Annotated in this window: 14 protein-coding genes and 1 riboswitch; of the genes, 7 read left to right on the top strand and 7 right to left on the bottom strand. The window is 72.6% G+C overall.

Features of this window, described 5'->3' with window-relative positions; genetic code table 11:
• Positions 1-116: 116 nt before the first annotated feature.
• From AB0M79_RS29920 to AB0M79_RS29910, 3 genes are all read right to left on the bottom strand, one after another.
• Complete coding sequence (locus AB0M79_RS29920) at positions 117-767, bottom strand: hypothetical protein (RefSeq protein WP_364220040.1); 651 nt, start codon at positions 765-767, stop codon at positions 117-119.
• 148 nt (positions 768-915) lie between these two features.
• The gene (locus AB0M79_RS29915) at positions 916-2,778 is read right to left on the bottom strand and encodes a dynamin family protein (RefSeq protein WP_364220037.1); all 1,863 of its coding nucleotides are present in this window, start codon (positions 2,776-2,778) and stop codon (positions 916-918) included.
• A gap of 97 nt (positions 2,779-2,875) precedes the next feature.
• Positions 2,876-4,393, bottom strand: a complete 1,518-nt coding sequence (locus AB0M79_RS29910; RefSeq protein WP_364220034.1) for a dynamin family protein — start codon at positions 4,391-4,393, stop codon at positions 2,876-2,878.
• Between the two features lie 208 nt (positions 4,394-4,601).
• On the opposite strand from AB0M79_RS29910, the gene AB0M79_RS29905 reads away from it, so the two are divergent.
• Together AB0M79_RS29905 and AB0M79_RS29900 are read left to right on the top strand one after the other, a co-directional pair.
• Positions 4,602-7,109, top strand: a complete 2,508-nt coding sequence (locus tag AB0M79_RS29905) for a LuxR C-terminal-related transcriptional regulator (protein WP_364220031.1) — start codon at positions 4,602-4,604, stop codon at positions 7,107-7,109.
• Positions 7,106-7,630, top strand: coding sequence for a LuxR family transcriptional regulator (locus AB0M79_RS29900; RefSeq protein ID WP_357540352.1), 525 nt, complete (start codon positions 7,106-7,108; stop codon positions 7,628-7,630). The genes AB0M79_RS29905 and AB0M79_RS29900 overlap by 4 nt, the downstream gene beginning before the upstream one ends.
• A 19-nt stretch (positions 7,631-7,649) precedes the next feature.
• On the opposite strand, the gene AB0M79_RS29895 is transcribed toward AB0M79_RS29900, so the two are convergent.
• On the bottom strand, positions 7,650-8,426 hold the full coding sequence (locus tag AB0M79_RS29895; protein ID WP_364220028.1) for a lysophospholipid acyltransferase family protein: 777 nt from the start codon (positions 8,424-8,426) through the stop codon (positions 7,650-7,652).
• Positions 8,427-8,559: 133 nt separating this feature from the next.
• On the opposite strand from AB0M79_RS29895, the gene AB0M79_RS29890 reads away from it, so the two are divergent.
• Genes AB0M79_RS29890 through AB0M79_RS29875 form a run of 4 tightly spaced genes read left to right on the top strand, consistent with a single transcriptional unit; the run spans position 8,560 to position 12,548 of the window.
• On the top strand, positions 8,560-9,975 hold the full coding sequence (locus AB0M79_RS29890) for a cytochrome ubiquinol oxidase subunit I (RefSeq protein WP_364220025.1): 1,416 nt from the start codon (positions 8,560-8,562) through the stop codon (positions 9,973-9,975).
• A gap of 15 nt (positions 9,976-9,990) precedes the next feature.
• Positions 9,991-10,989 carry a cytochrome d ubiquinol oxidase subunit II gene (cydB, locus tag AB0M79_RS29885; protein ID WP_364220022.1) on the top strand — a complete coding sequence of 333 codons (999 nt, stop codon included), beginning with the start codon at positions 9,991-9,993 and terminating at the stop codon, positions 10,987-10,989.
• A 44-nt stretch (positions 10,990-11,033) separates the two neighbouring features.
• The gene (locus AB0M79_RS29880; protein ID WP_364220019.1) at positions 11,034-11,624 is read left to right on the top strand and encodes a helix-turn-helix domain-containing protein; all 591 of its coding nucleotides are present in this window, start codon (positions 11,034-11,036) and stop codon (positions 11,622-11,624) included.
• Positions 11,625-11,633: 9 nt separating this feature from the next.
• Entirely contained in the window at positions 11,634-12,548 is a 915-nt protein-coding gene (locus AB0M79_RS29875) for an SDR family oxidoreductase (RefSeq protein ID WP_364220016.1), read from the top strand.
• A gap of 51 nt (positions 12,549-12,599) precedes the next feature.
• Here AB0M79_RS29875 and AB0M79_RS29870 read toward each other — a convergent pair whose 3' ends face one another.
• Together AB0M79_RS29870 and AB0M79_RS29865 are read right to left on the bottom strand one after the other, a co-directional pair.
• Positions 12,600-13,298: a hypothetical protein gene (locus AB0M79_RS29870; RefSeq protein ID WP_364220013.1), complete on the bottom strand. Its 699-nt coding sequence runs from the start codon at positions 13,296-13,298 to the stop codon at positions 12,600-12,602.
• A gap of 85 nt (positions 13,299-13,383) precedes the next feature.
• A complete protein-coding gene (locus tag AB0M79_RS29865) occupies positions 13,384-13,860 on the bottom strand; it encodes a peroxiredoxin (RefSeq protein ID WP_364220010.1) in 477 nt (158 codons plus the stop codon).
• A gap of 104 nt (positions 13,861-13,964) precedes the next feature.
• On the opposite strand from AB0M79_RS29865, the gene AB0M79_RS29860 reads away from it, so the two are divergent.
• Positions 13,965-14,702, top strand: coding sequence for an SDR family oxidoreductase (locus tag AB0M79_RS29860; protein ID WP_364220007.1), 738 nt, complete (start codon positions 13,965-13,967; stop codon positions 14,700-14,702).
• 56 nt (positions 14,703-14,758) lie between these two features.
• Here the strand turns inward: AB0M79_RS29860 and AB0M79_RS29855 are convergent, their stop codons facing one another.
• Positions 14,759-15,457, bottom strand: coding sequence for a C39 family peptidase (locus AB0M79_RS29855; RefSeq protein WP_364220004.1), 699 nt, complete (start codon positions 15,455-15,457; stop codon positions 14,759-14,761).
• A gap of 389 nt (positions 15,458-15,846) precedes the next feature.
• Positions 15,847-15,986: riboswitch (cyclic di-AMP (ydaO/yuaA leader) on the bottom strand.
• Positions 15,987-16,348 lie beyond the last annotated feature (362 nt).

Genomic DNA, 16,348 nt, shown 5'->3' with positions numbered 1-16,348 from the left:
TGCTCGCGGCGACCAGACGCGCCCCGGTCCGGCGGATCGGCCGGACCGTGCTGGTGCGCGACACCATGGGTGGTCCGCCGCGCCCACGACCGCCCGAAGCGGCGCGGAAGCGGGTGCTACGCCGTTCCCGGAGCCCAGAACCGGGCCAGGCTGCTGGTCGCCGGGTCCTCGGAGCCGGCCAGGGTCGTCCACGGGTCGCCGTCGGCCGGGGTGTCGGTGCCGGCGTACGCGGCCAGGTCGTCGGCCGGCGGCGCGTCGGTGTACGCCGTACCCGGGTCGGCCAGCGGTGCGGCGTCGCCGGCGCCGAGCGTGTCGGCGTCGGTCCACGGGAACCCGTCGACCGGTTCCGGCGGGGCGCCGAGGTCGAGGGCGGGCGGGAACGTGGAGTCCGGCCACGACTCGCCGTCGCCGTGCGGGTCGAGGTCGGGGTCGGCGCCGACCGGGGCGTCGGCCGGGCCGAGCCCCGACTCGGCGGCCGGTGCCGGCTCGTCGAGCCCGGTGTCGTCGGCGTCGATCGGTTCGGCGTCGACGGGCTGGTCCACGAGGTCGCCGTAGCCGAGCGGCGCACCGAACGTCCCGGCGGCCGGGACGTCGCCGGGCAGCTCCTCGTCCGGCAGGTCGTCGGCCGGCAGGTCGGAATCGGCCGGGCCGAGCCCTTCACTGGCGTAGCCGTCGTCGGCGTAGCCGCCCTGGAGGTCGTCGAGGTTGGCGGTGTCGCCGCTGTCGAAGCCGTCTTCCTCGGGCCACTGGTCCCAGTTGTCGGTCATGACAGCCCTCCGCTGCGCTCCGAGCTGTCATGACTCGACCTGAGCCAGCTGATTCGCTCGCGGTGCTCGCTCATGCCACTCCTCCGCTGCGCTTCGAACCGGCACGACCCGACCTGAGCTGACTGATCACGATGCCCCCCATCGCCGTCTACTCCTGTACCTGGGCGGGCTGGATCGCCCGGGCCCGGACGAGGACCTCGTCGACCTGCTTGACACGGGCCCGCAGTGCCTCCCGCTCGGTCTGCAACGCGGCCTTGCGCTTGGCGCGGCTGGCCTTGTCCTCGGCCATCGCCTTGTCGATCGCGGCGATGTGCGCGTCGAGCTGGGCGAGCCGGCGCTCGATGGCGTCGTCGAGGGCGAGCGTCAGCGCGTACTGCAGGTCGGTGAACCGGTGCATGATCTCGTCGGAGATCGCGGCCCGTGCCTCGCCGAGCACCTCGCGCAGCCAGACCTTGGCCTGCTGGCGGTCGGACTGCACGCGGCGCTTGTAGATCAGGAACGCGCCGGCGGCCAGGCCGAGGCCGACGCCGGCGAACGGGATGAGCAGGCCGCCGCCGACCAGCGCGCCGGCGCCGAGCGCGGAGGCGCCGGCCATCGCCCCGCGGCCGGCCATCATCGCCATGCCACCGGCCGACATCGCGATCATGATGTTGTCGCCGTTGCCGCCCTCGCGGCGGGGCTTGCTGGCCAGGGCGTGGCGCAGGGTGGCGTTGAGGCGGCGCAGCACGTGCTGCAGCTCGTGCGGGGCGAACACCTGGGCCAGGACCCGCTCGCCGACCTTGCGGAACCGGAACTCCAGTTCGTGCGACAGCCGTACGGACAGCGCGTGCAGCGCCCGGTCGACCTCCTGGGGCAGGTTCTTGAGGTCGTCGCCCTTCGACTTCTCGATCTTGTTGAGGAAGTTCTCCTGCAGGCTGCTGACGTAGGTGCGCAGCCGGCCGGTGGCCTCGACCCGGGCCCGCTGGGTCTCGGTGTTCAGGGCCAACGACCACTGCCGGGAGTCGGTGCGCTTGCGGGCGGCCAGGGCGGCGCGGTCCTTCTTGGCCTTCTCGGAGTCGGCCGGGTCGGGGTCGGTGGCCTTCATCCGGTCGGTGATCTCCAGGTCGAGCCGGATGACCTCGGACCGGATGGTCCGCAGCACGTTGGCCTGCTGGATCAGGTGTCCCTTGCCGGCCAGGGCGATCAGGGCGTGCTGGAGTTCGGCGATCCGCGACTCGCGGATGAGTTCGGGGGCGGCCTCGCGGGGCAGCGTCATCGCGAGTTCGGCCAGCCGTGCCGACACCGGATACCAGGGGGCGGACGCGAACCGGGGCGCGTGGCTCTGCAGTTGGCCGCGGTCGTCGTCCCAGATGGTCCGCCAGCCCGGGTAGGCGTCGGTCTTGGTCAGCGCGAACACCACGAAGTTGACCCGCTTGCTGGCCTCGATGAGGAAGTCGAGTTCGGGCTTGGCGAACGGCCCGGACGCGTCGACGACGAAGAGCAGGGCGCTGGCCTTCTCGACGGCGTCGAGGGCGATCTCGGCGTGCATCGGGTCGAGGCCGCCGGTGCCCGGGGTGTCGACCAGCGTCAGGTACTGCAGCAGCGGGGCGGTGTGGCCGACCTCGATCCGCCGGGGCGGGCGGATCCCCTCGGGCAGCCGGCCGAAGGCGGTGCCCCAGTCGCGCAGGTCGTTCAGGCCGAGCGGGACCGGGTCCTCGCGGCCGGGCAGCCACGCCTTGGCGCCGGGCGTCTCGGCGTGGACGAACTCGAGGTAGGTGGCGGTGGCCACGGCGGCATCCACCGGCGACAGGTTCGGTACCCCGATCAGCGCGTTGACCAGAGAGCTCTTGCCGCGCTTGGTCTCCCCGACGACCACGATGGACGGCCGGGTGACCTGACGGCGGCGGAACGCGTCGATGTCGGCGGCGGCGTCCGGGTCGACCTTGCGCAGGAACGCCTGCGAGGAGTCGACCGCCGCGGTGAGCAGTTTGCCCAGGGCCGCCTCGGGTTTGGCGTTGGCGGTCGTGGTCACATCGGGCACCTTTCGTCTGCGTCCGTGGTCCGCGCGGTGGTCGCGGCTGCCGGATGATCAAGTCGCGACGGCCGGGCGGCCGCCCCGTACGTGCTGTTCACCGCATGCCCCCGCCGGCCCGCATCTGCTGCGACAGCAGGTAGAAGCCGCGGTGGGCGACCAGCGCGACCCGGGACTGGGCGGGGCTGGCGCCGGCGACGGCGTAGACCCGCCACCGGGTCGCGGCCTCCAGGGCCGCCTTGACGAGCTGGTCGACGCCGGCGCTGGGCAGGTTGAGGATCCACTGCGCGTCGTTGGACAGCGCCAGCCGGGTCAGTTCCTGCTCCATCGGCTCGGGCAGCTCCACCGACCCGGTGGTGACCTGCTGCGCCACCTCCAGCAGCCGCAGCCGGTGGTATTCCGGCTGCTGCAGCACCCGCTCGATGGCGTCGCGCAGCAGCTCGCGGTCCTGCGGCCGCTCGGTGTGGCTGGCGACCTTCTCCAGGCTGGACAGGCCCCAGCCCGCCTTGATGGCGTCGGTGCGCCACCGGAACGCCTGGTCGAGGGTCTGCTTCAGGCGCGGGAAACCGGACGCCTGGAACAGCATCCGGACCAGGTCTCCGCTGGCCAGTTGCGGCCGGGCGGCGAGCTGGGCGATGGCGAAGCCGATGCCGTACAGGTCGAGCAGCCGCAGCAGCCGCTCGCGCTGCTCGCGCGGTACGACGCACTCACGGGACGTGAACAGGTCGACCGACGCCAGCAGCACCAGCCGCTCGCTCTGCGGGAGCTGGCCGAGCGTACGCAGCGCCTCGCAGTCGGCGGCGGTGAGCCGGCCGGCCTCGGTGGTCTCGGCGAGCAGCCCGATCGCCGGGACCACGTCGGAGACGACCCGGCGCAGCACCTTGGTCTGGTCGGCGGCCAGCGGGCCGACCACCGGCCACGGGTCGGCCATCGCCCCGACCAGCTTGTCCACCTTGTTGAACAGGCCGAGGGAGTTGATGGGGTTGCTGGCCAGCCGGGCCGACACCGACCGGAACGCCTCCAGGGCCTGCAGGTCGTCGTCGCGTACGGACTGGGTGAAGACGTAGATGATCGCCTCGGCGCCGGAGATCGCCCCGACCGAGTCGTCGTCGATGTCGTCGTCGAACGGGGCGCTGCCCTCGCTGAACAGGAACCGTTGCGCGTTGGCGCTGACCGCGGTGTTCGTCGAGGACAGACCCGGGGTGTCCACCACGGTCAGGTCGCGCAGGTGGTCGCTGGTCAGGGTGACGTCGACGAACGCGATGTCGGCGCGGGCCACCCCCAGCCGCTGCGGGATCATGCCCGACTCGTCCAGCGGGAGGCTGACCCGGTGGCCGTCGCGGCGTACGACGTCGACCCGGTCGGCGGTGCCGTAGCGGAACTGGGTGACGATCCGGGTGCACTCACCGACCTCCGTGGGCGCCACCCGGCGCCCGATAAGTGCGTTAACAAGTGTCGACTTTCCGGCTTTCAGACGTCCCGCGATGGCCACTCGCAACGGTTCGTCGAGTCGACGGCGTACGCCGAACACCTGCGCCTGAGCGCTAGGACCGACTCTCGGACCAACTTCGTCACACAGAGCAGCGACACGGACACTGAGCGGACCTGGACCCATGACTCGTCAGCCGGCGGTACGGTCGGCAACAATGACGGGGGTCCGGTGGCCTTGCTCGCTCATCTCGGTGGTCGTCCCTTTCGACAATCGGCAGGGCGCAGCGTCCCTGCCGGACCTCACACTACGAATATCCTGCCGGCGCAGGATCCCATGTTCGTGCCACCGTCTCACCCGACGGGGCCGCGAGCCCAGTGTCAGGGGAGGACGCGTGCGTCACGCACCCGGCGGCGACATCGCCGACCGCGCCCTGGACGGCCAGGCCGCCACCGCACGGCCGCGCACCGTCGTCGACGAGGCGACCGCGCTGCTGGCCGCACCGGGCCTGGTCGTCGTCACCGGCGGCCCCGGCAGCGGCCGCAGCACCGTCCTTTCCGGACTCGGCGCCGCGTTCCGCGGCCCGGTGTTCGCCGGCGGTGGCCTGGCGATGCTGTCGACCGTGCCGGCGTTCGCGCTGACCCGGGCGGTCAAGGTACGCCTGCCCGCCCAGGACCCGGCCCTGCTGGCCGAGGCCGTCCGCTCCCGGGTCCGGGCCGGCCTGCTGCTCCTGGACGACCTGCAGTGGGCCGACCCGGCCACGATCGCCGCCCTGGTCCCGCTCGCCGCGCACTGCCGGATCGTGGTCGCCCTGCGTACCCCGCACCGGCTGCCCGCCGAGGCCGTCGCCGCGCTGCGCACCGCCGCCGCCGGCTGGCTCAGCATGCCGGCCCTGGACCCCGACGCCGCCACCGACCTGGCCCGCCGGGTCGCCCCCGCCCTCGACCCGGCCACCGTCACCGACGTCGTACGCCGGGCCGGCGGGGTGCCGCTGGCCGTGGAGACCCTGGCCCGGCACGCCGGCACCCGCCGTGGCGCCGCCGCACCGGCCGCCGCCGACGACGACATCGACCAGGTCGGCTACGCCGTCGCGGCCGCGTTGTCCGACCTGACCAGGCCGGCCCGCACCGCGATGGCCGCCCTCGGCCTGCTCGGCCGGCCGGCCACCGTCGCGGTCCTCGGCGCCGGCGTCGACGAACTCACCGCCGCCGGCCTGGTCGCCGTCGACCCGGCCGGCTCCGTCGGCCCGGTGTCGCCGTACGTCGCCGAGGTCGCCGCCGGGCTGCTCGACGACGAGGGCCGGCGCGCCCTGCACCGCCGGCTCGCCGAACTCGTGCCGGCCCGGGAGGCGGCCCGGCACCTCGCCGCCGCCGGTGACACCGACGCCGCGTACGCGCACGCGGTCGCCGCCGCGGCCGGCACCACCACCGCCGGCGAGCGCGCCGAACTGCTGCTGCTCGCCTGCGGCCTGCCCGGCGTCGACCCGGCGCCGGGCGTACGCGTCGACGCCGCCGTCGCGGCCCTGGCCAGCGGCCGGCCCCGGGCCGCCGCCCGGGTGCTGACCACCACCTTCCCGCTCGGCGTCGACGCCGCCGTGCTGCGCGCCGAGGCACTGCTGCAGATCGGTGACCTCGCCGGTGCCCGCGAGGCCGCGGCACCCGTACCCGACTCCGCCGCGCCGGCCCATGTCGCCGGCCGGGACCGGGTGCTGCTGCTCGCCCAGCTCGCCGGCGACCCCGACGGCGCGGCGGCGACCGCCGCGGCGATCGTCGCCCGGCACGGCGACCCGCCCACGCACCCGGGGCTGCGGGCCGCCGTCGCCGCCGTCCACGCCGCCGGCCGCACCCCCGGCTGGGAGCACGCCCTGGCGTCGGCGGCCGCGGCCGCCGGGGCGGCCGGCGAGGCGCTGGCCGCCCGCTGGAGCGCGTGGCTGCTGGTCGAGACCCTCGCGGCCGACGGCCGCCTCGCCGAGGCCGCGCAGACCGCCGACCAGGCCGCGCAGGCGTGCGCCGCCGACCTCGCCTACAGCTGGCAGACCCGGTTCCTGGCCGCGCAACTGTGGTGCACGGCGCTGCGCGGCGGCGGCGCCGACGAGGTCGTGCGCCGCGCCGGCGACCTGACCGACCGCACCCTGCCGGTGCTGGCGCGCGGTTACACGATCGCGGCCGCCAGTCTCGTCGAGGCCGACGGTGGCCTGCTCGCCCCGGCCCGGGCCCGGCTCGCGAGCGCGCCGACCGGGTCGACGACCGTCGACGTACTGCTGGACTGGGTGGGGCGGGAGGCGGCCTGGCTCGACGGGCAGCCGGACCGGGCGGTCGCGCCGGTCACCGCCCGCGGCGGTCCGGCCCTGGTCGACGGGCTGCGCCGGATCACCGCCCGGTGGGCGGCGTACGACGCCGGGGCCGCCGAACCCGTCGCCGCCGACCCGGCCACCGACCGGCTGCCGCCGGTCGCGCAGACGCTGGCCGCCTGGGCCGCCGCCGACGGGTTCGCGACCGCCGCGCAGGCCTGGCACGACCTGTCCGTACGCGAGGAGGTCCGCTGCCTGCTCGCGCACGGCCTGCACGAGGCCGACGCGGCCCGGGCGGTGCCGCCGCTGCTGGCCGCCGAGCAGCTCGCCGAGCAGGCCGGCCTGGTCGTCCTGGTCGGCCGGGCGCACCGGGCGCTGCGCCGGCACGCCGTACGTCGCGACAGCCGTGGCCCCCGCTCGGGCACCGAACTGACCGACCGGGAACGTGACGTGCTGCGGCTGGTGGCGCAGGGGGAGCCGACGCGCCGTATCGCGGGGCAGCTCGGGATCTCCGGCGAGACGGTCGAGACACACATCCGGGCCGGGATGCGCAAGCTCGGTGCCCGGACCCGGACCGAGGCGGCGGCGCTGGCGCTGGAGGTACTGCGGTGAGCGGCGGCGAGCCGCCCCGCTACGTGGTGCCGTCGGCTCCCGACGCGACGACGGTCCTGCGCCGGCTGGCGCGGGCGGGGTGGCTGACCCGGGAGGGCTTCGCCCTGGCCGAGTCGACGTGGGACATGTCCGAGGCGAAGGTGGTGCTGTTCGGCCGGGTTCCCGACCTGGAGACGGTGCGGCTGGCGGTGCTCGCGGCGGCCCGGGGCGTCGGGGTGGTCGCGATCGCCGACACGTCGACCGAGGTGGGCCGGGCGCTGGTCGGTGACCTGGCCCGGCTCGGTCCGGTGTTCCGCGACCCGGAGGCCGAGCCGGAGGACGACACCGCGGTGGTGCTGATCCCGGAGCAGCGGGCGCTGCTGGAGCGGCTGGCGAACGGGGAGACGATCGCGGCGGCCGCGGCGGCGGAGTTCCTGTCGCTGCGGACCGCGAACCGGCGGATCGCCCAGGCCCGCGAGGTGTTCGGGGTCCGGACGACCCGTGAGGCGGTGCTCGCCTACCTGCGCCAGCGGCGCGGCTGAGGGCTCGCCGGGCCGTACGTCAACGGTCGGTGCGGCGGCGGTGGCTGCGGCTGGTGTCGACCGGCCGGGCGGGGTCGACGTGCCGGGGCCGGTCGGGTTCGTCGGGGCGCAGCGGCACCAGGGTGTCGGTGAGCGCGTCGATGATCCGGTCGGTGGCCCTCAGCGCCGCGCCGGGCACGGCCGGGTCCAGGTCGGCCAGGTCGACCGGTGGCCCGAAGTGCACCCGGATCACCGGCCGGCGCACCAGGGCGCGGGCGATGCCGCCGAACATCCCTTTCGGGGCACCGTACGGCAGCACCTCGTGCGCGCCCCACTGCGCGACCGGTACGACGGTCGCGCCGCTGGCGAACGCGAGCCGGGCGGTGCCGGTCTTGCCGCGTTCGGGCCACATGCCGGGGTCGAGTCCGATGCGCCCCTCCGGGTAGACCATGACCACCGAGCCGCCGGCGACGGCCTCGGCGGCGCTGTGCAGGGCCTGTCCGACGTTCTCGGTGCGCCGGTCGACCCGGATGTGGCCGCAGTGCCGCATGGCGGCGCCGACGACGGGGGCGCGGAACAGCCCGCCGGTGGCCATGATCCGTGGGGCGATCCGGCGGACCCGGCAGGCGGCGGTGAGCGCGATCGGGTCGAACGGGCTGATGTGGTTGGCGGCCAGGATCAGCGGCCCGTGCCGCAGCCCGTCGGGTACGTCGCCGGTGACCTTCAGCCGGGCCAGCAGCCCGACGACGACGCGGGCCAGGAACTGGAAGAACAGCCACAGTCGTGGGGCGCGCCAGGTGGTGGGGGAGTCGTCCATCAGCGGTAGATCGTCGCACAGCCGTGCCAGCGGGAGGTGACGTGTGGCACCCCCGGGTAGGGCCGGAAGCCTCTACGACGAGCAGTAGTATTTACTACCGGTTGTCGTAGAACCTCGATGACGGGGGAAAACCGTGGACGCGTTGGACGTCGCCCGCTGGCAGTTCGGTGTCACCACCGTCTACCACTTCCTGTTCGTACCGCTCACCATCGGCCTGTCCGTCCTCGTCGCCGTCCTGCAGACCATGTGGCTGCGCACCGGCAACGAGCGCTACCTCAAGCTCACCAAGTTCTACGGCAAGCTCTTCCTGATCAACTTCGCGATGGGGATCGTCACCGGCATCGTGCAGGAGTTCCAGTTCGGGATGAACTGGAGCGACTACTCCCGCTTCGTCGGCGACATCTTCGGCGCCCCCCTCGCGATCGAGGCACTACTCGCGTTCTTCCTCGAATCCACCTTCCTCGGCCTGTGGATCTTCGGCTGGGACCGGCTGCCGAAACGCGTACACCTCGCCTGCATCTGGGCCGCGGCCGTCGGCTCCACCGTCAGCGCCTACTTCATCCTCGCCGCCAACTCCTGGATGCAGAACCCGGTCGGCTACCGGATCAACCCGGACAGCGGCCGCGCCGAACTCACCGACTTCGTCGCCGTCCTGACCAACAAGGTCGCCCTGGTCACCTTCCCGCACACCATCTTCGGCTGCTTCCTCGTCGCCGGCTCGCTGATCGTCGCCGTCGCCCTGTGGCACCTGATCCGCCGCCCCGGCAACCCCGACGCCGGCACGTACCGCTTCGCCGCCCGCTTCGGCGCGGTCGTCACCCTGGTCGCCACCGCCGGCGTACTGGTCACCGGCGACATCCAGAGCAAGATCATGACGCAGGTGCAGCCGATGAAGATGGCCGCCGCCGAAGGTCTCTACGACACCGAGTCGCCCGCCTCGTTCTCCGTACTGACCGTCGGCAGCCTCGACGGCAGCCGCGAACTGTTCGCCCTGAAGATCCCGTACCTGCTCTCCTGGCTGTCGACCGGCGACGTCAACGGCGAGGTCCACGGCATCAACGACCTCCAGGCCCAGTACGCCGCCCAGTACGGCCCCGGCAGCTACACCCCGATCATCCCGGTCACCTACTGGAGCTTCCGCCTCATGATCGGCTTCGGGCTCGCCGCCGCCGCGATCGCCGCCTGGACGCTGTGGGCCCACCGCCGCGGCCGTACCCCCACCTCGAAATGGCTGCTGCGCGCCGGCCTCGTCATGCCGGTCCTGCCGCTGGCCGCCAACTGCTTCGGCTGGATCTTCACCGAGATGGGCCGCCAGCCCTGGATCGTCTTCGGCGAGATGCTCACCCGCGACGGCGTCTCCCGCAGCGTCTCCCTGGCCGAGGTCCTCACCTCCTTCGCCGCCTTCACCCTCGTCTACGCCACCCTCGCCGTCGTCGAGGTACGCCTGCTCGTCCGCTACGCCCGCCACGGCCTGCCGGACACCACCGCACCCGAGCCCGACCCGACCGAACACGACGACGAAGACAAGCCGCTCGCCTTCGCCTACTGACCCCGGGAGCACCCCGTGGAACTGTCCACCTTCTGGTTCCTGCTGATCGCCGTCCTGTTCACCGGCTACTTCATCCTCGAAGGCTTCGACTTCGGCGTCGGCATCCTGCTGCCCGCCCTCGGCCGCGACGACCGCGAACGCCGCGTCCTGATCAACACCATCGGCCCGGTCTGGGACGGCAACGAGGTGTGGCTGATCACCGCGGCCGGCGCCATGTTCGCCGCCTTCCCCGAGTGGTACGCCACCCTCTTCTCCGGCTTCTACCTGCCGCTGCTGCTCATCCTGATCGCCCTGATCTTCCGCAACGTCGCCTTCGAGTACCGGCACAAGCGCCCCGACGCCGCCTGGAAGGCCCGCTGGGACACCGCCATCACCGTCGGCTCCGCCGTCCCCGCCGTCGCCTGGGGCATCATCCTGGCCAACATCGTCCACGGCGTACCCCTGTCCGCCGACCACGAGTACACCGGCGACCTGCTCGCCGCACTGCACCCGTACACCCTGCTCGGCGGCGCCACCTTCCTGGCCCTGTTCGCCACCCACGGCGCGCTGTTCCTCGCCCTGAAGACCACCGGCGACGTACGCGAGCGCGCCAACCAGCTCGCCGGCCGCCTCGGCATGGTGACGTTCCCGCTCACCGCGATCTTCCTGGCCTGGACGCTGAACATCCGGCAGAACACCGCCGCCGTCGCACTCACCCTGCTCGCGATCCTCGCCCTGGTCGCCGGCCTGGCCGCCAACCGGGTACGGCGCGAGGGCTGGGCCTTCACCGGCACGACCGCCGCCACCGGCCTGCTCGTCGCCACCGCCTTCACCGCGATCTTCCCCGACGTGCTGCCGTCGACCACCGACCCGGCCGGCACGCTGACCACCACCAACGCCGCCGCCAGCGGCTACACGCTGGGCATCCTCACCTGGATCGCCGCGTTGTGCACCCCGGTCGTCCTGGCCTACCAGGGCTGGACGTACTGGGTCTTCCGGCGCCGGATCGGGGTGGCCAACATCCCCGCCGAGTGACCCCGGGTCGACCTCGGTTATTGAACCGTGGTGCAATAACCGGTATGGCCCGCCCAAGAAAAATCACCGACGACCGGCTGCTGGCGGCGGCAGCCACCGTCATCGGTCGCCACGGCCCCGCCTTCACCCTCGCCGACATCGCCGCCGAAGCCCGGATCAGCGCCGGCACCCTCATCCACCGCTTCGGCTCCAAACACGGCCTGCTCACCGCCATGCTCGCCGCCTCGATCGACGCCGCACGCCAGCCGGCCACCACCAGCCCCGACGACGGCGACCCGGTCGCCACGATCCGGCACGCCCTCGTCGACCGCTACACCGCGATCGACGACCCGGCCACCGCCCCCAACCACCTCGCCCAACTCGCCACCGAACTCGCCGACGAACACCTGCGCACCGGCCTCGCCGACCTCCACAGCGCCGTCGAAGCCACTGTCGCGGCCCTGGTCCGCGCCGCCGTCGAAGCCGGCACCCTGCCCGGCGCACCCGCTGCCGCCATCGCCGCCCGCATCCTCACCGCCACCGCCGACGGCGCCGCCATCCACTGGTCCAGCCGCCCCGACGGCCGCCTGCGCGACCGGCTCCACACCGACCTCGACGCGATCCTCGCCGGCTGGCGACACCCCGTCCACACCTGAGGAGCAGCCATGACCGCACCCCTGCACGGACACGTCGCCCTGGTCACCGGCGCCACCCGCGGCGCCGGCCGCGGCATGGCCGTCGAACTCGGCGCCGCCGGCGCCACCGTCTACGTCACCGGTCGCACCACCCGCGCCACCCGCAGCGACATCGGCCGCCCCGAAACCATCGAGGACACCGCCGACCTCGTCACCAGGGCCGGCGGCACCGGCATCGCCGTCCGCTGCGACCACACCGACCCCGCCGACGTACGCGCCCTCGCCGACCGCATCACCGCCGAACAGGACGGCCGCCTCGACATCCTCCTCGACGACACCTGGGGCGGCGACCACCTCGTCGAGTGGAAACCCATCTGGGAACACGACCTCGACAACGGCCTACGCGCCGTACGCAACGCCCTGGAGACCCACCTCGTCACCCTGCACACCGTCCTGCCGCTGCTCATCCGACGCAAACAGGGCCTGGTCTGCGAAATCACCGACGGCGACGACATGTTCGACAACCGCTACCGCGGCACCATGTTCTACGACCTCGTCAAATCCGCCATCACCCGCATCGGTCGCATGCTCCACCACGAACTCCACCCGCACGGCGTCACCGCCGTCGCCCTCACCCCCGGCTTCCTGCGCTCCGAGGACATGCTCGACCGCTTCGGCGTCACCGAACACAACTGGCGCGACGGCATCACCAAGGACCGCTTCTTCGCCATCTCCGAGACCCCGCACTACATCGGCCGCGCCGTCGTCGCCCTCGCCACCGACCCCGACCACGCCCGGTGGTCCGGAAAAGCGCTCTCCGCCGGCCAACTCGCCGCCCACTACGGCTTCACCGACCTCGACGGCTCCCGGCCAGACGCCTCCCGCTTCATCACCGACGCCTACTACGGCGACAAACCCGACGCCGACGCCGCCGACTACCGCTGACCCGCTCACCCCGTGGCGCCGTGCCACAGGGTGAGCGGCATCCACCGGGCCTCAGCCCGCGTCGCGCAACTCCGCCAGCCGCGCCTCGATCTCCGCCAACTCCGACCGCAACCGCTCCGCCTGCTGCTCCGCCTCGGCCCGCTCGGCACTCACGATCTGCTCCACCGCCTCGTGCACACCAGGCACGTCGATCAACGCCACCATCTTCAACGCCTCCGCCGGCTTGATGACGTACGGCTTCGCCAACGCCTTGCTGCCCTGCGTCGCACCCACCGTCCACTCACCCTCGGCGTACGCCAGCGTCACCGTCAGCCCCGGCGCCGCCTTCGGCTTCGCCACCTTGGCCGCCTTCGCCGCCCGCCGCGCCGGCTTCGCCTCCACCTCCGGCTCCGACTCGGTCACCGGCTCCGGCCGCGGGGCCGGCACCGGCTGATCCAACTTGAACTCCGGCTCCGCCGGCGGCGCCGGCTCCACGGCCCCCACCTTCGGCTCCGCCGCCCGCCGGCCCGCCGGCACCCGCGGCGCGATCCCCAGATCCGCGGGGGAGAACGGCAGCTCGTCACGACCGAACCGGACCACCACCCACTCCTCGGAGACCGCCGGATCCGTCAGCGCCACCACCTGGCCGACCTGCCCCGCGATCTGCCCCGCCGACTCGGTGAACACCACCTTCGGCTTACGACCCGCCGCCAGCGAGTCACGGATGCCCTCCAGCTCCTCGGTCGACAACCCAGCGGTGCGCGTCGCCATCACAACCCTCTTTTCGTACGCATGTTTGATTGCAGCCTTCCTACCAGGCCACACCGACAACGTCGAGCACGACACCCCGGCCGCGTCAACCCGCCGCCGCCTCCCGCAGCACCGCCAACGCCCGGTCCGCGTGCGCCGTCATGCTCACCTCGCTGTGGATCGCCGCCAGCACCCGCCGATCCGTACCGACCACGAACGTCATCCGCCGCGTCGACAGCGCACCCAACGGCAACGCCCGCCGCACCCCGAACATCCGCGCCACCGACCCGTCGACGTCGGACAGCAGCGGATAACCGAACCCGTACCGGCCGGCGAACTCCCGCTGCCGCTCCACCGAATCCCGACTGACCCCCACCAACTTGGCCCCTACCTGCGAAAACTCGTCAGCCAGGTCCCGGAAATGACAGCTCTCCGCAGTACACCCCGGCGTCAGCGCCGCCGGATAGAAGAACACCACCACCGGCCCGTCCGCCAGCAGCACACTCAACCGCCGCGGCGTACCCGTCTCGTCCGGCAGTTCGAAGTCCTCGACCAGATCACCCTTGCCCAGACCGGCCACCACGCACCTCCACGTCGTCGACCGGCCCACCGTACGCCGGCCATCCACACCGGACGGCAGCGCGGTAGCGTCACCACCACGACCAGCCGAAAGAGGGGGAGTGGGCAGTGCCCGACACACCGGTAACCGTGGTAACCGGCGGCAGCCGCGGAATCGGCGCCGCCACCGTACGCCGGCTCGCCGCCGCCGGACACGACATCGCCCTGTGCTACCGCGACGACACCGCCGCCGCCGAAACCGTCCTCGCCGACATCCACACCACCGGCCGACGCGGCATCGCCGTACGCGCCGACGTCACCGACCCCGACCAGGTCACCGACCTGTTCGACCAGACCGAGGCGAAACTGGGGACGGTCACCGGCCTGGTCAACAACGCCGGCGTCACCAGCCGCATCGGCCCACTCGTCGACCTCACCCCGCAAGACCTGCGCCACGTCATCGACGTCAACCTCGTCAGCGCCATCCTCTGCGCCCAACAGGCCGCCCGCCGCATGAACGCCGGCGGCGCCATCGTCAACGTCTCGTCCGCCGCCGCCACCCTCGGCTCACCCGGCGAATACATCCACTACGCCGCCGCCAAGGCCGGCGTCGACGCCCTCACCATCGGCCTGTCCAAAGAACTCGGCCCACGCGGCATCCGCGTCAACGGAGTCGCACCCGGCACCGTCTGGACCGACATCCACACCGTCTCCGGCGACCCCGACCGCCCCAACCGCATCGCCCAGCGCGCACCACTGGGCCGCGCCGGCGACGCACCCGAGATCGCCCACGCCATCGCCTGGCTGCTCAGCCCCGAGGCGTCGTACGCCACCGGCACCATCCTGCGCGTCGCCGGCGGACTCTGACCCACGACAAAGGGCCGGCCCACCAGGGCCGGCCCTTGTTCCGTACCTGTACCCGGTCAGTACGAGTAACCGCGCGACGCCATCCAGTGCGCCATCGTGATCGTGCTCATCCAGTAGCTCGCCGGACCGACACCACTGGGATCGGCGACCCGCACCTGCCGCCCCTCGTCGCCGTAACCGACGATCGTCACGTAGTGCCCACCGGGGAAGCTGCGCCAGAAGCCGTCGTTGTCCGTCGCCCCGCCGACGATGTTCGCCACCACCGGCCGCCCCTTGCCGACCGCCTCGACCACGTCCGCCTGCAGCCGGTCCATCTGCGCCGACGTCGCCTTCTGGCCGGGAATCTCCCGCACCCGGTAGGCGTCCCCGCCGACCACCTTGTTCAACACCCGCGCGATGTCGTGCGACGAGTTCGTCCCGGCGAACGTCGTACCCAGCTGCCCCGCCAGGTTGTCCTGGCTCGGCGTGTGCCCCTGCGCGCTCAGCGCGATACGGGTCGACGCCGGACCGCAGTAGTACGCGTTCGGCTGGTACTGGAAGTCGTACGACAGCGTCTTCTCCGCCGGCGCCTTCGGCGCGGCCTCCTTGGGTGCGGCCTCCTGCGGCGGCGCCGCCTGGGCCCGCTCCGGCGTCAGCGCCAACTGCACCACACCCGACTCGGCCCCCGCGTTTGACTCCGCCCCGGTCGGGGTACCGGACGAAAGGCTGCCCGTCGTCGCGGCCACCGCCAGCACGGCGGCCGACGCCACGGCCACCGAACGGAAACGGTTGGGGATAACCCGACGGAACGGATTGTACGAACGAGAGTTTTCCACTTGAAGCTCCATTACCCGCCGACTGTCGTCGGCGTCCCAATCGAAAACGGCAGACGTCGACCAGACCGACGAATCGCGACCCACCCGGGACAGGACCCGCAAAACCGACGGCGGGCCGCAGACGGCACCGCCGCCACAACGGGAGACGCGAAACAGGAAAAGGACAGCCGGCAACGGCCGGCTCAGTCGATTCCGAACCGATCTGGTGTCGTGATCAGTGATCCGGCGTCAGCAAACAGCCAGGATCGTCGGTCCACGCGACAAGCGGCCGCACGACAGGGAAATGGGGGATGTGCCAACCAGGCACGCTCGGTACCGCACGAACAGTCGTCTCCTTCCACAACCGCCTACCGGGTTAGCTGACGGATTCGGGCGGGAAAGGTCGCCCTACCGCAGGCATCGGCCCACGGATTCACCCCGATTGCTTGGGTCCCCGGCTCGTACGAATACGACTAAGCGGATCCGCTCCGGCGCCATCGGATGATGACCCAACAACCGGAACGGATTTCCCGACCGTACTGGCCGCCCTCCCGCCCTGCCAAGACCGGATTCTGGCGGTGCGATCTATCGCACTCGCGTTCGCCGCACCCGGGCGAAGCCGGGCCGCAAGCGCCCAGCAAAGCCAAAACGGAACGGACGGTGTGTGCACCACCGAAACAACGGCGCCCCCGAGGCCCACCGTCGATACATCACCCGACCACGACGCCACCGAAAAGACGACCCCCATGCCCTCTCGGCCAAATCATCGGGTACGGGCAGCCAGGCCACCCGCCACGACACCAAAGGTGCCCCTGTGACGCCCGGCCACCAGTGGGAGAAAGCCGGCCGAAC

It is taken from the genome of Polymorphospora sp. NPDC051019 (genome assembly GCF_040683055.1).
GTDB classification, from domain to species: Bacteria; Actinomycetota; Actinomycetes; order Mycobacteriales; family Micromonosporaceae; genus Polymorphospora; species Polymorphospora lycopeni.
The sequence above is the reverse complement of the archived record's forward strand: the minus strand, read 5'-3'. Positions and strand labels throughout refer to the sequence as shown.

Bases quoted from the DNA above. Each gene is read 5' to 3' on its own strand.
- AB0M79_RS29920 (WP_364220040.1), bottom strand. From the start codon at position 767: ATGACCGACAACTGGGACCAGTGGCCCGAGGAAGACGGCTTCGACAGC.
- AB0M79_RS29910 (WP_364220034.1), bottom strand. From the start codon at position 4,393: ATGGGTCCAGGTCCGCTCAGTGTCCGTGTCGCTGCTCTGTGTGACGAA.
- AB0M79_RS29895 (WP_364220028.1), bottom strand. From the start codon at position 8,426: ATGGACGACTCCCCCACCACCTGGCGCGCCCCACGACTGTGGCTGTTC.
- AB0M79_RS29880 (WP_364220019.1), top strand. From the start codon at position 11,034: ATGGCCCGCCCAAGAAAAATCACCGACGACCGGCTGCTGGCGGCGGCA.
- AB0M79_RS29875 (WP_364220016.1), top strand. From the start codon at position 11,634: ATGACCGCACCCCTGCACGGACACGTCGCCCTGGTCACCGGCGCCACC.
- AB0M79_RS29870 (WP_364220013.1), bottom strand. From the start codon at position 13,298: ATGGCGACGCGCACCGCTGGGTTGTCGACCGAGGAGCTGGAGGGCATC.